14 protein-coding genes are annotated in these 16,974 nt (G+C 59.7%); 7 read left to right on the top strand and 7 right to left on the bottom strand.

Features of this window, described 5'->3' with window-relative positions; genetic code table 11:
- Positions 1-16: 16 nt before the first annotated feature.
- From ABIN98_RS15855 to ABIN98_RS15840, 4 genes are read right to left on the bottom strand one after another with little or no spacing between them, the layout of a single operon-like run.
- Positions 17-925, bottom strand: coding sequence for a hypothetical protein (locus ABIN98_RS15855; RefSeq protein WP_346911523.1), 909 nt, complete (start codon positions 923-925; stop codon positions 17-19).
- A 9-nt stretch (positions 926-934) separates the two neighbouring features.
- Entirely contained in the window at positions 935-1,621 is a 687-nt protein-coding gene (locus ABIN98_RS15850) for an acetyltransferase (protein WP_346911521.1), read from the bottom strand.
- Entirely contained in the window at positions 1,618-2,670 is a 1,053-nt protein-coding gene (gene pseI / locus ABIN98_RS15845) for a pseudaminic acid synthase (RefSeq protein WP_346911543.1), read from the bottom strand. Before pseI ends, ABIN98_RS15850 begins: the two co-directional genes overlap by 4 nt.
- 47 nt (positions 2,671-2,717) lie before the next feature.
- The gene (locus ABIN98_RS15840) at positions 2,718-3,629 is read right to left on the bottom strand and encodes a hypothetical protein (RefSeq protein WP_346911519.1); all 912 of its coding nucleotides are present in this window, start codon (positions 3,627-3,629) and stop codon (positions 2,718-2,720) included.
- Between the two features lie 281 nt (positions 3,630-3,910).
- Between ABIN98_RS15840 and ABIN98_RS15835 the strand changes: the two genes are divergently transcribed.
- Positions 3,911-4,942: a putative sugar O-methyltransferase gene (locus ABIN98_RS15835; protein ID WP_346911517.1), complete on the top strand. Its 1,032-nt coding sequence runs from the start codon at positions 3,911-3,913 to the stop codon at positions 4,940-4,942.
- A 45-nt stretch (positions 4,943-4,987) separates the two neighbouring features.
- Here ABIN98_RS15835 and ABIN98_RS15830 read toward each other — a convergent pair whose 3' ends face one another.
- From ABIN98_RS15830 to ABIN98_RS15820, 3 genes are all read right to left on the bottom strand, one after another.
- A complete protein-coding gene (locus ABIN98_RS15830) occupies positions 4,988-5,905 on the bottom strand; it encodes a class I SAM-dependent methyltransferase (RefSeq protein ID WP_346911516.1) in 918 nt (305 codons plus the stop codon).
- Positions 5,906-5,973: 68 nt separating this feature from the next.
- Positions 5,974-7,170, bottom strand: a complete 1,197-nt coding sequence (pseC, locus tag ABIN98_RS15825; protein WP_346911514.1) for a UDP-4-amino-4,6-dideoxy-N-acetyl-beta-L-altrosamine transaminase — start codon at positions 7,168-7,170, stop codon at positions 5,974-5,976.
- Between the two features lie 298 nt (positions 7,171-7,468).
- Positions 7,469-9,034, bottom strand: coding sequence for an adenylate/guanylate cyclase domain-containing protein (locus ABIN98_RS15820; protein WP_346911513.1), 1,566 nt, complete (start codon positions 9,032-9,034; stop codon positions 7,469-7,471).
- A 606-nt stretch (positions 9,035-9,640) separates the two neighbouring features.
- Here ABIN98_RS15820 and ABIN98_RS15815 point away from each other — a divergent pair.
- From ABIN98_RS15815 to ABIN98_RS15790, 6 genes are all read left to right on the top strand, one after another.
- Complete coding sequence (locus ABIN98_RS15815) at positions 9,641-11,167, top strand: caspase family protein (RefSeq protein ID WP_346911511.1); 1,527 nt, start codon at positions 9,641-9,643, stop codon at positions 11,165-11,167.
- Positions 11,168-11,457: 290 nt separating this feature from the next.
- Entirely contained in the window at positions 11,458-12,915 is a 1,458-nt protein-coding gene (locus ABIN98_RS15810; RefSeq protein WP_346911509.1) for a lytic transglycosylase F, read from the top strand.
- Between the two features lie 83 nt (positions 12,916-12,998).
- Complete coding sequence (locus ABIN98_RS15805; RefSeq protein ID WP_346911507.1) at positions 12,999-13,931, top strand: hypothetical protein; 933 nt, start codon at positions 12,999-13,001, stop codon at positions 13,929-13,931.
- 229 nt (positions 13,932-14,160) lie between these two features.
- Positions 14,161-14,493 (top strand): hypothetical protein, encoded by a 333-nt coding sequence (locus tag ABIN98_RS15800; RefSeq protein ID WP_346911505.1) that lies wholly within the window; start codon positions 14,161-14,163, stop codon positions 14,491-14,493.
- Between the two features lie 205 nt (positions 14,494-14,698).
- Positions 14,699-15,502 (top strand): PAS domain-containing protein, encoded by an 804-nt coding sequence (locus ABIN98_RS15795; protein WP_346911503.1) that lies wholly within the window; start codon positions 14,699-14,701, stop codon positions 15,500-15,502.
- The coding region (locus ABIN98_RS15790) for a sigma 54-interacting transcriptional regulator (RefSeq protein ID WP_346911501.1) at positions 15,499-16,974 on the top strand (1,476 nt) is incomplete at its 3' end. The genes ABIN98_RS15795 and ABIN98_RS15790, both read left to right, overlap by 4 nt.

Here is a 16,974-nt window from a genome sequence, read left to right as displayed (position 1 = left end):
GTTGACGCTCACGCGTTCAGTCCTCCACGGCCAGACAGATGCCGTTCAGGCCATAGCCGTTGCCGTTGTAAAACATGATCTGGCGGCCCTCGTGTTCCAGCACGATCGGGTAACAGATCATCTCCTCGTCCGGACCGCTCGCGGTCGGCTTAAGCTGGACCCCGTCCGGATCGCGTGTCCATGTCACACCGTCTTGCGACTCCGCATAGTACGGCAGGTAATGGTCTCCCTTGGAGGAAAACCACATACGGTAGATACCGTCCTTCTTGGTGACATAGGGACGTGCGAGGGCATTCTCGCCTTCGGCAAAATCGATCGCCACCGTCCCGTCGCGAAGCCAGTCCTTCCCGTCCTGCGAGGTTGCCGTCTGGATATTGTAGCGCGGCAGATCCTTGTGAACCCACTCGACGCCGGCCACGTAATACATGCGGTAGCCCTCGTCCTCGCGAATGACCCAGGGCGCGGTATTGATGAACGGATTGGCGCGGCACCGCTCAATGATCGGCGCTTCGGACCAGCGCCGGCAGACACCGGCATCATCCATCAGGGACAACCCGCCGAACAGATCCATCCGGGTCGTGCCGCCGGGCTTGAAGCCGATGTAATAGAGATAGTCATCGCCACTGTCCTGGCGGATGTAACAGGACGGCAGGACGCCGTTGTCGTCAAAAGTGCCCAGACGGCCCGGCACCAGAACCGGGTCGGCGCTGTAGTCCAGGACCCTGTCCGGCTCTTTCAGGTCGATAACCGCATAGCCCGTGTGCGACTGGTTTTGATCGTTGCGGCCGCCGAAGAAGATTTTATAGACGCTACCGTCGACCTGCAGAGGTGTCGGTAGCATGGCATGCGTGCGCATCCACCAGATGTTTTCATCCGGCTCGATGACCAATCCCATCTTCCGCCATTTCGGCTGCGCGAAATGCATCACCACGCCTCACAATTTGAAGTAGGACTTCCTGATTTTCTGCCCCTTGGGATCGTCCGGCCCCAAAATCGTTGTTGGAGCGCCAAGGGCAACGGACTCGCTTGCCATATCCCGGGTCACGGACGCGTCCATGGTAATGAAGCAATCGTCACCGATGGTCAGAAAATCGCGGATGGTCGCGTTCACTCCAAAGAAACAGCGCTCTCCGATCCGGCTGTGACCGGAAAAGACGACGTGGGAGGCGACATAGGTGTGATCGCCGATTCGGCAGCCGTGTCCCAGATGGTTGCCGGACCAGAGCATGACGTTGTTGCCGATCGTGACCGTCGGCTGGATGGTCTGGTTTTCCAGGATAAAGCAGTTGTCGCCGATGTTCAGGTCCGGCCATGTCACGGATTTGCTGCAGACATAAGAGGCAAGCTTGTACCCCGCCTGTTTCGCCTGATGGTATTTCGCCTCGCGCAGCTGGTTGAGCTTCATGTAGGACAGCGCGACATGCATCTCATGACCTGAGGGCGGATACGCCTCGGCAACCTTGCTGAACGGAACGACGGGCAGTCCTTCGAACGTATCGCTGTCGACATAATCGTCGTCGACGGTGAAGGCTTTGACGTCGTAGTCGCTGTCATGGTCGAAATAGAATTTTGCCAGCGACGCGATCTCGGCCGTTCCGAAAATGACAAGAGGCTTGCTCATGCGGGTTTCCTCCTCTTTCCAACCATGGACGGCAGAACCGGCTCATGTCTGGCGATGTCCTCCCGGGCTATCGCACCATAAATTTCTTTATAAGACATGGTCGAAACCGCGCCGGAGTCGGAAGGCCCGCGGATGCTCTTGATGTTGTCCTCGCTGAAAATGTCACCGGCCTTGATGTCCCGGATCGTCCAGAACTGGCGGGTATAGATGCCCTTTGTCTTCAAATCGGTCGTGCCGCCATACTTCACCTCGCCCAGGATGACCGGGTCGTAGCGGGCACCTTCCGGGTTTTTCCAGGCGGCCTTCGTTTCGCGGCACAGGGTTTTCAGCTCGTCCGGCTCCAGCGAAAAGGAAGAGTCCGGTCCGCCGTCGTGACGGTCCAGCGTGATGTGCTTTTCGATGACGCTGGCACCGTGAACGACGGCCGCCACAGATGCCTCGACACCCATTGTGTGGTCGGACAGCCCGACGACAACATCGAAGCGCCGCGCGATGTCTTCCATCGTCCGAAGGTTGGTGTCTTCCAGCGGCGCGGGATAAGCGCTGACGCAGTGCAGAACGACAATGTCCCGTGCTCCTTCCCTGCGCATGAACTCCAGCGTATTGGTCAGATCCTCAAGCGTGGCCACACCGGCCGACAGGATGATCGGTTTGCCTGTTCGGACAATCTCCGCGACCAGCGGCCAGTCATGAAGCTCGTTCGAGGCCAGCTTGTAGGCCGGTGTTCCCAGACCTTCGAGCAATCCGACGGCAGCTTTGTCGAAGGGCGCGCTGAAGATCGTGATCCCGAGTTCCTCTGCCCTGGCAAACAGGTCTTTATGCCAGCCCCACGGCGTATGGGCTTCCCGGTAAAGGTCATAAAGACGGCGGCCATTCCAGGTGCTTGCCGGAGCGCTCAAAACGAATTCGGGACGGTCGCAGTCGAGCACGAGCGAGTCGGCCGTATAGGTTTGCAGCTTGACCGCATCCGCGCCGCTCTCGGCAGCAATCTCGATCAGCTTCAGCGCACGGTTGATGTCGCCGTTATGATTGCCGGAGAGTTCGGCAATGATGTAGGGCGCGTTGCCGGGGCCGATTTTGCGTCCGCGAATGTCGATTATCCTGACACCAGTTCTTTCTGCAGGGCCTCTAGCAGGCGATCCATCCCGTTTCCGTCGATCACCGTCTGTCCGCGGCGGGAAAGCGACCGGCGTTCGGCCTGATCTCCGGCCAGCGCCTTGATCTCCCTGCTCCAATCGGCGCCGTGCAGCGTGTCGCAAAGCCCAATATACCGGCCGATACCCGCCTGCACAAACGCTTCGCTCGATGCAACATGGGCGGGATAAAGCGCGCAGAACAAGGTAGGAGCGCCACAGGCAACACTTTCATAGCGGCTGAGGCCCGAGGAGGTGACGACCAGATCCGCCCAACGGTAATGAGGGATCATGTCGGTGACGCCCTCCCGCAGATCGAACTGCCCGGGATACCGCTGAGCGAGGTCTCCGATGGCGGTTATGTGCGTCTCCGAAAAATAGGGACCGATTATCACGCGGACCGGGCAGTCCATCGGGTTTTCGACCAGGGCCTGCATGACGGTCAGCGTCACCCCTTGCGGGTCGCTTCCGCCGAAGGTCACCAGAATCCGCTGCGCGGTTTCCGCGACCTCCTTGTCCGGACTGTTTTTATAAACAGCCGGCAGGATGGCATACCCACCACCGGCAATATGGACCGTGCCGGGACGTTCGAAAGCCACGACGCCGACATAGGGCTGGATCAGGACATCGGGCAGACACGCGCTGTCTTGCTTGAAGACGGAATCCTCAAAGGCGCCGTCGATATAAAAGACCTTGATCCCCTTCGCCTGCAGGGTCGCGACATAGGCGTGAACGGCTTTCGGATCGGCAACGTTGTCCGCATCCGACAGGTCGGCCAGAACCTGGCGGCAGGCATCGGGATAGTCCGACACTTCATCGACATAGGATGTCCCGTCCGCGATGGTGACAATGGCGAGATCGTTCTGCCGGATCATGTCTTGGGCGCGCTGATCACTCTCGGGGCAAAGGAAAGCGGCTTGCTCCCCGCAGTCACGCAAGGCCTCAGCCAGTTTGAGACAACGGCTCAAGTGACCGAAACCCCGCTTTTCCGACGCCTGTGTGCGAATATAGATCATTGGCTAACTTTGTTCGACGGCATCAGCGGAGTGTAAGAGAACATAACTTTCGAGGTAGTATAATCCAAACGGAACCACGTATTGCCGGCGTGTCGGAACAAAAGTTCCCGAAACAAAACGGCAAAAAGGGAGAGCCCGGAATGAGCCATCCTGATTTACTGGACCTAAGCCGCCGTTCGGGCCCGCTTTACGCGCCAACCCCGTTTTGGGCGGAAGGTGCCCGACGTCTCGCTGAGGATATCGACGCCAACGGCATTGAGAATTTCCGGAACAAGGGGGCACCGCTCAACTTTTTCGTCCCGACCTACGGCTATCCGGGCAACAGCCTGAGCGACACGCAGATCACCGCCCTGCGCGCAGGCATTCATCCCGCTTCCGCGAAACAATCGGCCATCGTCGAGAATTGGCTCACCGGCCACGATCAGGCCCGGGTGGACTATCGGGTTTTCGCCGCCGCTGCGCAGCAATGCGCACCGTATCTCATGGCATTCTCGGAATCCGATGCAGGCAATCCGCGAGAACATTTCAACTTTCAGGGACGGCAGTACAGCCGGTCGGCACTGAACTATCTGATCGCGCTGACCTTCCTGGCCCAGTTCGCCGATCTGGAGCAGTGCCACACTTTTCTGGAAATCGGAGGCGGATTCGGTACCCTCGGCGAAATCCTGGCCAAGACCCGAGAGCCGGAAACCTACCGGTTCATCGATGTCGATATTCCCCCGACCTGTGAAGTCGCCGATTATTATCTTGGAGAAGCCTGCAGGGAGACGGAACGGATGACCTCCGCGGCGGCGAGCCTGGCAGACAATCATCCGATCGACGATCTGCCGCCGCTTACTGTCCTGCCGAACTGGCAGATCGAGGCTCTCAGCGGCCGGATCGATGTCTTCGTAAACTTCTTTTCCTTCCAGGAAATGGAGCCGGAGGTCGTCGCAAGTTATCTTGAGCATGTAGACCGCTTGGAGCCCAAATGGATCCTGTTGCGCAACATGCGCGAAGGCAAGCAAGTGCGGACTGCCGACGATCCCATAGGTGTGACAACCCCGATCAAGGGGCCGTTTTACGCCGAGCAGCTTCCCAACTATGCCTTGCGCGCCACAGATGCCGATATCTTCGGATCGACCACGGCGGACGGCTTTCACTCCGATCTGTCGGTGTTCGAGCGCGTTTAGAGCATTGGGTGTCCCGGAGAAGCGCTGGGAGACTGTTTCCACGCCTCAGCCAAGATGGGATGCGAGGATCCCGTTATCGGACTTGAGGACGGGAATGCCTTTCAGCTCGGGAAAGGCGAGACCGGTTTCCTTCGAATACCAGAAGCCGTCTGTTTTCATCAGCTCGAACGCCGTTCCCGGCACCGTAAAGGCGGCGCGTTCGCCGGAAGGCCCCACAGACAGGAAATCATTCTTTGCCGGCTCAATGACATAGCAGGCGGTCGGGTTCAGCGGATTGGCGACATTCGGGACAGGAACCACATCGAGCAAACTGCCGCCGAGCTTTGCCACAGCTCCTTCGATGTCCTTGATGTACCCCAACCGATCCATCCTCTGCCTGCCTTCGTCGGAATTCAGCTCATAGGACGGTTCGAACAAAACCAGCTTCTCCCTGCACACCCGGAACAATTCCGTCAGGAGGCCTGAAAGGTTCCCGCCATTCGGCTCCAGGGCATGGTTTGATGTCACGACGTCGATACACTTGTCGGCCAGTGGGATCGCTTTCATGTCCGCCACGAACGGTGTTATCAGGGAAGATTGATCCTTCAATAGGCTTCGAGAAAAACCCAGCCCCTTGTAGAGGCGCGACCAGCTGATATCGAATGCGAATGCAGTTCCGATCTTTTGATCCAAAGAGGCCAGTAGAAGACTGAGCGTGGTCATCTCACCCGTCCCCACATCCAGGAGCGTCTTGCCGTCTTCCATATGCGGCGCCAGGAGACCGGCCAATTCACCGGCATAGGCCTTGGCCTGACCCATGTTCGCCTGCACACCTTCAATGTAACTTCCGGCCTGAAGGTCGTATGCGATCTCGATGATTTCGCTGGTGTTGACCGGGCTGCCTGTCTCTTTTCGCAGGAACTCCGTCACATTGCCGCCCGCGGCATAAACGGATTTCGCTTTGCTGACATTCAGATATTTCATCGGATGCCTTCCGCATAAAAGAGGTCTGCCCGGGCAACCCAAGGCTCAGGCAGATCGAGCCGTTCAAGTCAGCCTAAAACGTCCGAAAGCGCCGAACAAACGGTGTCTACGTCGTCCACGGTCATGTCAGGATAAAACGGCAGGGACAGGCACCGGGCATAATACCGGGATGCGCCGGGCAGGTCCGGTGTGGCGGACATCTCCCGATAATATGGCTGGCAATGGATCGGGATGTAATGAACCTGGCTGCCGATACCGCGATTCTTTAGTCGAAGCATCACCTCGCGCCGCGTGAGGCCGACAGTCTCGAAGTCGATCAGCGCAACCATCAGATGCAACACGGCGTCCGGATTGTGAGCGGAGGAAACCAGCCTCGCGTTGGTTCCAAACGATACGCTCCGGCGCCGGTACTGCTCGGCCAGTTGCCTGCGCCTGTCGGCAAGTTTCGGCAACTTGCGCAACTGAGACCGGCCGAGAGCGGCCTGAATATCGGTCAGGCGATAATTATATCCGATGTCCTGCTGCTCGTAGAACCAGGGGTTCGGCTCCCCGTCGACCGGATCGAAGGCCATCGACGTTTCCACCCAGTCCTCCGGAGTGCGTATCAGGCCGTGATTGCGCGCCCTTGAAAGCCGCTCAGCCGCCTCCGGATCACGGGTCGTGATCATGCCCCCCTCTCCGGTCGTGATCGTTTTCACCGGATGGAAGGAAAAAACCGTAAAATCCGACAGGGCGCAGTCACCGACAAGTCCCTGTCTGCCGGGCTCGATGTCATACCGGGTTCCAAGCGAATGGCAGGCGTCCTCGATCAGCGCGACGCCTGCTTCTTGCGTCACGCTTGAGATCCGGGCCAGGTCGACGGCGGCCCCGGTCAGATGCACCACGAATACCGCCTTGAGCTTGCTGCGATCGGCCCGGTCCATCGCCTCGCGGACCGTCTCTGCGGTTGCCAGCCCGCTGTCCGGATCCACATCGCAAAAGATCACGTCCGCACCGCAGTATCTTGCGCAATTGGCGGTCGCGACGAATGAGATTGTCGGAACGATCACCTGATCGCCAGGCTTCAGGCCAAGCGCCAGACACGCCAGGTGCAAGCCCGCCGTCCCGCTGGAACAGGCAACAGCATGTGGTGCTCCGACATACTCGGCAAAGGCAGCCTCGAATGCAGGCACCTCCGGCCCGGTCGTCAGAAAGTCGCTGTTCAGGACCCGAACAACCGCGGCGATATCTTCCTCGTCAACTGACTGCCGGGCATAGGGAAGCACTGTTTCTCTCCGCACGCGCCCACAAACGGGGCCAATCTCTCACTGTTTCATGGCGGCAACTGCCTGAAGCAGGATATTCTCCCAGTCCCGGTCAACAATCAAATCAATCGCGAAACGCCGGATACCCTCTGTAGGTTTACGTCATCTCGGATTTTGCGCCGGCAGACATATCAAGACAGCGTCGAATGCGAGCTGCGCTGCGGAAGCATCGGACGGGATCTGGCGAAAGTTGAAAGATGCCATCGCTCGTTTGGCACCCGGTTCAGCAAATCTGTTTCAAGCGCTCCCGTTCTTGGCTCTAGCGCCCGCTCTTGTCCCGCAAGACCCAGACATCCACCGCCTCGGCGCGTCCCTTTACCTTTGCGGCCCCGATCTTCTCGAAGTCAGCAAGCAGCGTGCCCGCCTCGTCTCCCATCTCGTCGCGGACGGCGTCGACGACGTCCTGGCTGATGACGATGGCCGCCTCATAATCCCGGGACAGGGATTCCAGGCGCGCGGCGGTGTTGACCGTGTCGCCGATCACTGTGAAGGACAGGTTGCGTTCGCTGCCGACATTGCCGGCCACGACGTCGCCCACATGCAGGCCGATGCTGATCCTGTAATCCTGTTCGCCGGCTTCCTTCCGCTTCCTGGCAAGCTGCCGGGTCCGTTCCAGCATCCCCCTTGCGCAGCGGACGGCGGAGGCGACGTCGACCTCGCTGGTGTCGGGCAGACCGAAGGCGGCCATGACGCCATCGCCCAGGTACTTGTCGACCACGCCCTTGTTGTCGAAGATCTCGCCTTCCATAGCGGTATCGAACTCGCGCAGCATCGCGATGGTCTCTTCCGGCGTCTGGCGTTCCGACAGGGTGGTGAAGCCGACGATGTCTGCAAACATGACGACGGCGCGCTGTGCCCGGGTTTCGTCGAAGGCATCGCGCTGCGCGAGCAGGTCTTCCACGATGCGGGGCGAGAAATACCGCTTCAGGCGCGCCCGGCCGAGCTCCGCCTCGACCGCCCGCTCGTGATCCAGCCGGCGCTGCGATGTCATCGCGCTGCTCGCCTGGGCGAGCACCGTGAGCGCCAGGAGATTGGCATAGACCGTGATCGTGTCGGAGGTGGTTGCCGGTATCGGCGTGCCGCCCAGTCCGAACGTGTGGCAGGAGACGACGATCAGGCCGACGGCGGCGGTCGCGATCGTCGTGAAGGACATGCTGAAGCGCAGGGCCGACCACGCAAGCAGCAGGAAGTAGGCCGGCGTCATGTCGTTGATCCCGTGGCGCAGCCAGTCTTTGCCGAAGATCGTCACGCCGACCGTAGATGCCGCAGCGAAAAGCAGCCACAAAAGCATCTCGCTGCGGTTCTGCGTTTCCGATTGCACGGGAGGGTTTTGCGCGGTCAGACGCTCGATCGGTACGCACAGGGCGAGCCCCAGGGAGACCGGAGAAAAGCTGTCGCTGATGTAGTTCGAGATGAACAGCAGCAGCCATCCGCCATCGGCACTCGCGACCCCGCCGGCCACAAGGACCGGCACACCCAGGATCGTGGTCAGCGCCGGCATGACGACGCCGACAATGGCGTACCAGGCGACGACCGCGCGAACGGGATGGGAAAGCAGCCGATCGAAGCCGAAACGATGGAGCGCCACCGCCGCGGCCCAGGCGGCCCCGCTGTATATGACCGCGTAAAGCAGGGAATACCCGGAAGGCATGCCGAAGAAAATGGCAAAGGCGCCGAACACCACCACGCCCCAGGCCAGCGCAACCGACGGGCCGAAATAGACGGTCCCGGCAATCGCGATGGCCAGCGGAAACGCGGCAAGGGTGATCGCCCCTTCTGCGATGAGAAACAACGTCATCAGCCAGGTGGCGAGTGCGATCACCACCACCGAAGTCGGAAAAATCAGGAGAAACCGAAGGAACGGCGAAGGAAGCCGTGTTCGGAGCCAATCCGGCTCAGGCCATACCATTGAGAGAAATAACGATGACATGGACCATTAATATCCGAGTCGTTCTGCAAGAAAAGATCTGAGTGAGGACTTCCGGGCCTCCAGTAATCCGTGGCAACCCGACGATGACCATCGTCCCCCCCGCATGCGTCCCGGGTGGATAGTCGCACCGCTGAGGTCAATCCCGACAACGTGATCGGCCGTGAAGCCGGAAACGGATTGCAAATTCGGCCGGCGTAACCATCTCCCGTTCATTACGAGACCGGAAAGCGCCAGTTTTCAGCATCCCTGGCCTCAGCTTCGGACTGTCCATTATTTCGGCCGGTGTTCCGGTTCGGCTCATGGTCCAGTCGCGAGAGGGCGCGAACAGTATATTCCGCATTCGATTCCGCGCTGCGAACGTGTTGAGTAAAATGTTAGTAGTGTGTTAAAATTCACTTTGGATTTGTCTGTTTGCATTAAACGACAAAAAAACCCTTTTTCCTTAAGTATCTGCCGAAACACGAACAAATTTATTTAGTGCATGATTATCAGGAGGGCGAAATGTTCCGTAAGTTATTGGTAGGCTTTTCGATTCTGCTGGTCAGCTCCGCGCCGGCCCTTGCCAAGCGCGTGGCCTTGGTGATCGGCAACAGCGAATATGCCAATACGGTGGTGCTGCCCAATCCCGTGAACGATGCCACGGCGATGGCGACCAAATTGCGCAATCTCGGTTTTGACGTGGTCGCAGGTTATGACCTGGATCTCAGGAACATGCGCAAGACCGTGGGCCAGTTTGCCCGTTCCGCGAAGGGCGCCGATATCGCCCTTCTGTTCTATGCCGGCCATGGCATGCAGATCGGCGGTCAGAATTATCTGGTTCCGGTCGACGCCAGCTTGCAGGATGAAACCGACCTCGATTTCGAAACCATGCCGATGGATTTCATCCTCCGGCAGATGACGAATGACGTGAAGGTTCAGCTGGTGTTTCTCGATGCCTGCCGGGACAACCCGCTGGCACGCTCACTGGCACGCCGGATGAGCCCGTCTCGGTCGGCAACCGTCGGACAGGGCCTTGCGGAAATAAAGCTGATCGAAACCGGCGGCTCCGGTTCGGTGATCGCGTTTTCCACCAGCCCCGGAGATGTCGCACTCGATGGCGATGGACAGAACTCCCCCTTCACCACCGCGCTGCTCAAGCATATCGATGAGCCGAACGCTTCCATCCAGACGGTCATGACCCGCGTCACGGGCGATGTTTATAGCGAAACCGAGCGGCGTCAGCGGCCCTGGGTCAACGCGTCCCTGATCGGCGAGGTGTTCCTGAACAAGACGGCAAGCCAGCAGGTGGCATCCCTGGAACAGGGAACCACGGGCACGCAAACGAGCGGCTCGACAGCCGCCGTCGCGCCATCGGGTCCGTCAAATGCCGCCCTGGCCTGGGAACGGGAAAAGGCGGTATGGGATGCCGCGGAAGGCACCGGCTCGAAAGCCGCCTATGAAGCCTATCTCCGCGCATATCCGACGGGTACTTTTGCCGAAATCGCCCGTGAGAAGATCACGACGATCACCCGCTCCGCGGAGACGACCCCGAAAGTCGCATCCGTGCCCCAAAACGATGGCCCGCAGGTCTCGGCTGACGATCGCCAATTGGCCGGCACCGAGGCGACCGAAGCGCAGCTCGGATGGGGCCGGAGTGCCCGGCGGGAAGCCCAAGCCAGGCTGAACCTGGCCGGCTTCAACACCGGCAACCCGGACGGTGTCCATGGCCCCATGACCCGCCGAGCCATAAATGCATGGCAAACGGCCAACGACTTCGTTCCGACGGGTTATTTCACCGCGCCGCAGTACCAGCTTCTGACCAGCCAGACCCAAGTGCAATACGTGGCATGGCTTCAGGAAGAACAGCAGCGAATTGCAGCGCAACGGCGGGTCGTCAGCAGAAGCTCGGCACCCCAGAACAACGCGCCGAGAAACAGACATCCGAACCAAAACACGCGCAACAATAACAACAACAATGGCGGTGGGCAGGTCCCGGCCGCGCTCATTGGCGGCGTCATCGGCGGTATCATCGGCGGCGCCATCCGGTAAGGAATGGTCTCTGCGGAAACGCTGAACAACTTACTCCTTCCATGAGCCTCATCGCGCCCGTATCCGTGTCGCGATGAGGCTCATTTCGTTTGTCAAACGCGTCGGATAACAAAGCCCCCAGGCGATTTTTCAGGGCCCTGCTCGGTGGCATGTTCTTGTTGCCGAATTCCGCCGCAAGTCCGGGGAAAGCCCGAAGCTTCATCCTGCGACCTCAGTGTATGAAACCGTTGTGGGCAGACTGTCCCATCGCATAGAATTTCGCCTCTACAATTCATGGTGGGAGAGCACTCATGGGAAAGTCGAAAGTTCGTGGTGGCCTGGCTCTGGCGCTGGCCGTTCTTGGCTTCGCTTTTTTTGCTGCTCCGCCTGACGCAAGGGCAACCGGCCAGTCCGAAACCTTCAAGCAGATCCTGAAGGAACCCTTCAAGGGTGATTTCGACGAGATTGTCGAGCGCGGCTATCTCCGGGTCCTCATTCCGTTTTCAAAAACGTTCTATTTCATCGACGGAGGCGTCCAGCGCGGCACGGCCGTCGATCTGATGGCCGAGTTCGCCAAGTTCGAGAAAAAGCGTCACGGCAAGGCCGTCCGGGATGGACAAATCGTCTTCATCCCAACGCCCCGCGACCGGCTCTTTCCAGACCTTGCCGAAGGCCGAGGCGACATTGCCATGGGCAATCTGACGGTCACCGACGAGCGCAGAGAACTGGTCGATTTCACCGATCCGCTGTTCAAATCCGTCAAGGAGGTTCCCGTGACCCGGGCGGACGCCGACGAGATGACGTCACCGGAAGCCCTGTCCGGAAAGACCGTCCATGTTCGCACCTCCTCCAGCTACTATGAAAGCCTCCAGGCACTGAATGAGAAGCTGAAAGCCGACGGCAAGCCTCCGGTGGATATCATCCCTGCCGACGACGCGCTGGAAGACGAGGATCTTCTGGACCTGGTTCTGGCCGGCGGGCTCGATCTGATCATCATGGACGAGCACAAGGCTGATTTCTGGCTCAGCGTCCGGGACGGTCTCAGGACCCATCCGAAGGCTGCCGTTCGCACGGATGGCGAAGTCGCAATCGCATTGCGCAAGGATACGCCGAAGCTCAGGGGCGAGTTGAACGCCTTTGTGAAGACCGTCCAGAAAGGAACGATGCTCGGCAACATCATCCTGAAGAAATATCTTAAGGAAACCAAATATCTGGAACAGTTGAACGATGAAGCTCGTCTGAAGCGGTTCAGTGAACTCAGGGACCTTTTCCAGAAATACGGCACCAATTTCACCATCGACTGGCTTCTGGTCTCTGCACAATCCTTTCAGGAATCCAAATTCGATCAGTCCCTCCGGAGCAAGGCCGGTGCCGTCGGTCTCATGCAGATCAAGCCGACGACCGCAGCTGACAAGAACGTCGGCATCAAGGGGGTTGCGGAAGATCCGGACAAGAACGTTCATGCCGGTGTGAAGTACCTGCGGTTTCTCGCCGACACCTATTTCGCTGACCTGAAAGACGATCCCGCGAACCAGACCTTTTTCGCGCTCGCCGCCTACAATGCCGGCCCGAGCCGCTTCGACCGGCTAAGGAAAAAGGCCGCCGAAATGGGGTACGATCCGGACAAGTGGTTCGGCAATGTGGAATGGGTCGTCGGTGCCGAAGTCAGCCGCGAGCCGGTGCGCTACGTGGGCAACATCTTCAAGTATTACGTGGTGTTCGGAGCAGAAGCCAAGCGGCGGGAAAGGGAGGCCTCAAAAGCCGATTAGGCTGCTTATGGGGGATCGACCCCATAGGGTGCGGCAAGCCCGCAATCTAATCTCAAGCCGGAAGCCAACCCGAGGAGCTTGAGATGTTAATCGGAAAATTTGTCGCCACCGCCACGGCCCTGGTCGCCCTGACGACCTCTCTGACCGCCCTGCCCGTCGCCACCAATGCGCAGGGCAAGATCACCACAACGGAAAAATACGCCGTTCGCCTGCCGTCCAATATCGACTTTTCGTGGGCCCCGGATGCGCGAAAGATCACCGTTAAGGTCTCCACCGGCTGCCAGTCGAGCTCCCTTCGCCCGGCCAGCGACCAGACGGATATCAAGTTCGACCGGGCCGGCCGCAAAATTTCCATCAAGGGCGGCTTCATCCGGCTCGTGGGACCCGGCGATCGCGGCCGTGTGGTAGTCCGTGACTGCCGTGGGGCGAAAACCCGGGTCGTGACCTTCAATGATGTCGACTATGGCGACCTCGAGGTGATCCATCAGAACAAGCCGCTCTGGACCGTTCACCTGAACGGGGACGCGATCGAGCGGCAGGCAAAACGCGGCAATGCCCGCCCGGCATTCTCCATGACTAAAGACAGATTGAACCACCTCTTCAAAAGCCCGAACAGCCATGCAAAGTCCGTGAAGGGAAAGGTGATCATCAAGCAGACCACCAATGCCGCGGGCCTCGCCCCTACAGGCAAGCCCGGCTTTTACGACGGCTTTCGAAAAATCCGGGTCGCGCCGGGCCTGGCGACCTCCGGCCAATTCATCGACGTGTTGATGCCGTTCCTGCAAGGCCATCCCGACAGCATCGAAGGCAATCAGGCGATGGAACTCAAGATCTGGAAACATGGCGCCGGTTATCGCGTCGACCTCATCAAGACCGGCTATCCGGACGATAGCATCACCGGGGAACATTACCGCGGCTCAGTCATCCGGACATCAAACGGCGCGTGGGAACTTCTGGCCCTGGCCGTCAAGGACCTGTGCGCTCGGGGAGACGCCGTCGGGGGCACATGCCCCTGACGCGCACAGCAGATAGTCGCCCTCCCGCCGACTGGAAGTCCATTCCATGCCAATGTATCCCGGAGACAAAGGCCCGCTCCGAAAAGGATCGGTCGTCCTCGCCCAAGTGTTCGTCCTAGGTCTGCTCCTGCTCTGGGCCGGAACCGGCCTCGGATCCACCTTCGACAAACCGAAGCCCCGATTTCTTCAAAGCGGCGCCAATGACCTCATCCGACTGCAACGAGGGGACATGCCCGATCGGCACCCGCATGCCGTAACAGGCAAGCGGTCCACCAAGGCACCGGCAGGGGAAACCGTCGACACCCGCCTCGTCACCGTCTGCCTGACCAACCCGGCGAACGCGCAAGGGTCCAAGGCCTTCGACATCCAGAAGACGGATCCACCACGGTTCGTGGCCAGGACCGGGGCCCGCGCCTGCGCCCGCTTCGAGCCCACCCGTCATACGCTTTACCTGTGGAAGGCAAGAAAAGACGGGAAGCTGTCCCTGATCCTGTCGAGCCCGCTCGACCTGAACGACACCGACGGAACCCAGGTGTCCCTCGACTGGTTGCAGGACCGTTGACTTTTGGAACGCGGCCGGCAAAGAGGCCAGCATCACCGCCTCCGAAAAGTGATGAAATTTATCATCATTCAGTTCGAACCACCACCTTCCAGAGGCTTTATGCGGCAAATTCGAATCGAAAATGCCTATTTTATTGTCATTTTTGGAAACTTTCGCCCAGATTCTTCGCTTGCATGTTTTGATGATTTTCTGCAGCGTATGATGCATGATCGAAACAAAAACAAAAACGGACGACGTCTTTCGGCAGACTGCGGACCTCGACGCCGAGATCCTCGAAGGCATTCTCAATGCCTCGAACGATGCGGCCTGGTGCATGGAATTCGCCGAGCCGGTCGATCTGACCGCGCCGGAACAGGAGATCGTCCGCCAGGTGTTCGAAAACGATCCCTTCTGGCGGTTCACCAATCCGGCCATGGCGCGCCTTTACCTGCTTTCGCGGGACGTTGACTTCAAGGACAGGCCGACAGCGGAGATCTTCCCGCGCAATGCCCAGAACGAAGCCTTCGTCCATAAGCTGATCGCCAACGGCTTCGAGGTGGATGCAGCGCCCGCCCTCGACACGCGCTACGACGGCGTCGAGATCTACGTGGAGAACGACGTTCGCGCGCATATCCGGGACGGCCAGCTGTTGCGGATCTTCGGGATCGTACGCGATGTCGGCAAGCACCGGATCCGTGAAGAACGGATGATGGCGGAGCTGAACGAAGCCCTCGACATTCTGACAGCACTTCCCCTCGGCGTACTGGCCTTTGACGAGAACGGCGACCTGACCGCCGCCAATCCCGCGGCGTCGCGCATACTCCAGGTTTCGACCGAAGATCTGCTCGCCGGATATCTGTCCAGGGAGAAGGCCTATCAGCCGGCCCTGGAGCTCCTGAAGCGCGTCGATGCCGGCGGCTTTCCCGCCTCGCTGCAGATCGGCGATGTCCTGTGGAACCTGACGCCACGACCGGGCGGCGGAGTTGTCGCCGCGCTTTCCTCCAGCGCTGAAGCAGGAGGTGGAAAATGACCGCTCTTTGGCCCGAACACCCCCTCTTCTCCGCAACGACGCCCGAAGCCGCGGCTGAAGGCCTTAACCTCTTCAATGACGGCCTGATCGCGCTGACCGCCGATGAAACGGTTCTGTCCGTCAACAGCGAGGCGCGTAGGTTGCTCGGCCTTCAAGAAGACGTCGTTCCGGCGTCCCTTACCGATCTGGCTGTAGCGGCCGATGGTTGGGACGAGGTCCTCGACGCCATCACCCGGAACCGCCGGGGCGACCTGGCCCTTCGCGGCGCGGGCAACCGGTCCATCCTGGCAACCCTGACCCGGGATGCCAGCGCCCGGCACATCCAGTGGATCCTGCTGCGGGATGTCGAGGCCTTTGAGTTCCGGCGCGACCGAAGCTTCGGCGGCAAGGAGGCGGGCAATATCCGCTTTCTCTCCAACGAGAAGACCCGCCCCGATTTCGAAACCCAGCGCCAGCTCTGCCCCGAAATCAATGTTCTGCTCTCCCGTGGGGAGCGGGCCATTCGCCAGGGCGCGCGGATCCTCATCACCGGTGAATCCGGTGTCGGCAAATCGGAGATCGCGCGCTTCCTGCACACCACGGTCGCGGATGCGCGCGATCCCTTCATGATCGTGAACTGTGCCTCGTCCTCGGAAGAGAAATTCGATGCGCTCCTGTTCGGGCAGGATGACGCAAACGGACGACATCGTCCCGGACTGATCGAGCAGGCCGACGGCGGAACCCTGTTCCTGGACGAGGTCTGCGAGATCCCGCTGTCGACCCAGGCGAAACTTCTCGGGTTCCTGGACGATGGCCGCCTGCCTCACATGCAGGCGCAAGCGAAACGGCCGACCCTGGTCCGGATCATTTGCGCGACCAACCGCGACCTCCGCCAGATGGTGCGCGAAGGAAAGTTCCGGGCGGATCTTTATTTCCGTCTCGCCGTCATCGGGCTGCATGTGCCGCCGCTCCGGGACCTGACACCGCTGATCGGCCACCTGATCGACCGCTTTTCCCAGACGATCAATCAGCGCCGGCAGACGCCGATGATCATTCCGCAGCGGGTCCGGGAAATTCTCTGCGACTACAGTTTTCCCGGAAATATCCGGGAGCTTCTCAACATCGTTCAGCGGATCGCGATCTTTCTCGACGACGCCGCCGACCTCGAGGAGATCCTCAACCGATCTCCTGGTCCCGATCGACGTCCCGGAGAAAGAGGACGGAAGCGAGGACATCACCACCGCAACACTCGATCTGCGCAGCGAAGTGAAACGCTTCGAACGCGCACTGATCCGACAAAGCCATTCGAATTCACGGATCGAAACGAAAAGCCGCAAAGGCACTGGGCGTGGATATCGGAACGGTGGTCCGCAAGACCGCCGACGCGTCGAACCAATAACCGGCGCAAAGTTCCAGTAAAAGGGGAAGACAGCATGAAAACAAAACGTATTCTGGCAACTGTCAGCCTGGTGGCGCTGACGATCACCACCAAC

Source organism: uncultured Roseibium sp. (genome assembly GCF_963675095.2).
In the GTDB taxonomy this organism is placed as follows: domain Bacteria; phylum Pseudomonadota; class Alphaproteobacteria; order Rhizobiales; family Stappiaceae; genus Roseibium.
The sequence above is the reverse complement of the archived record's forward strand: the minus strand, read 5'-3'. Positions and strand labels throughout refer to the sequence as shown.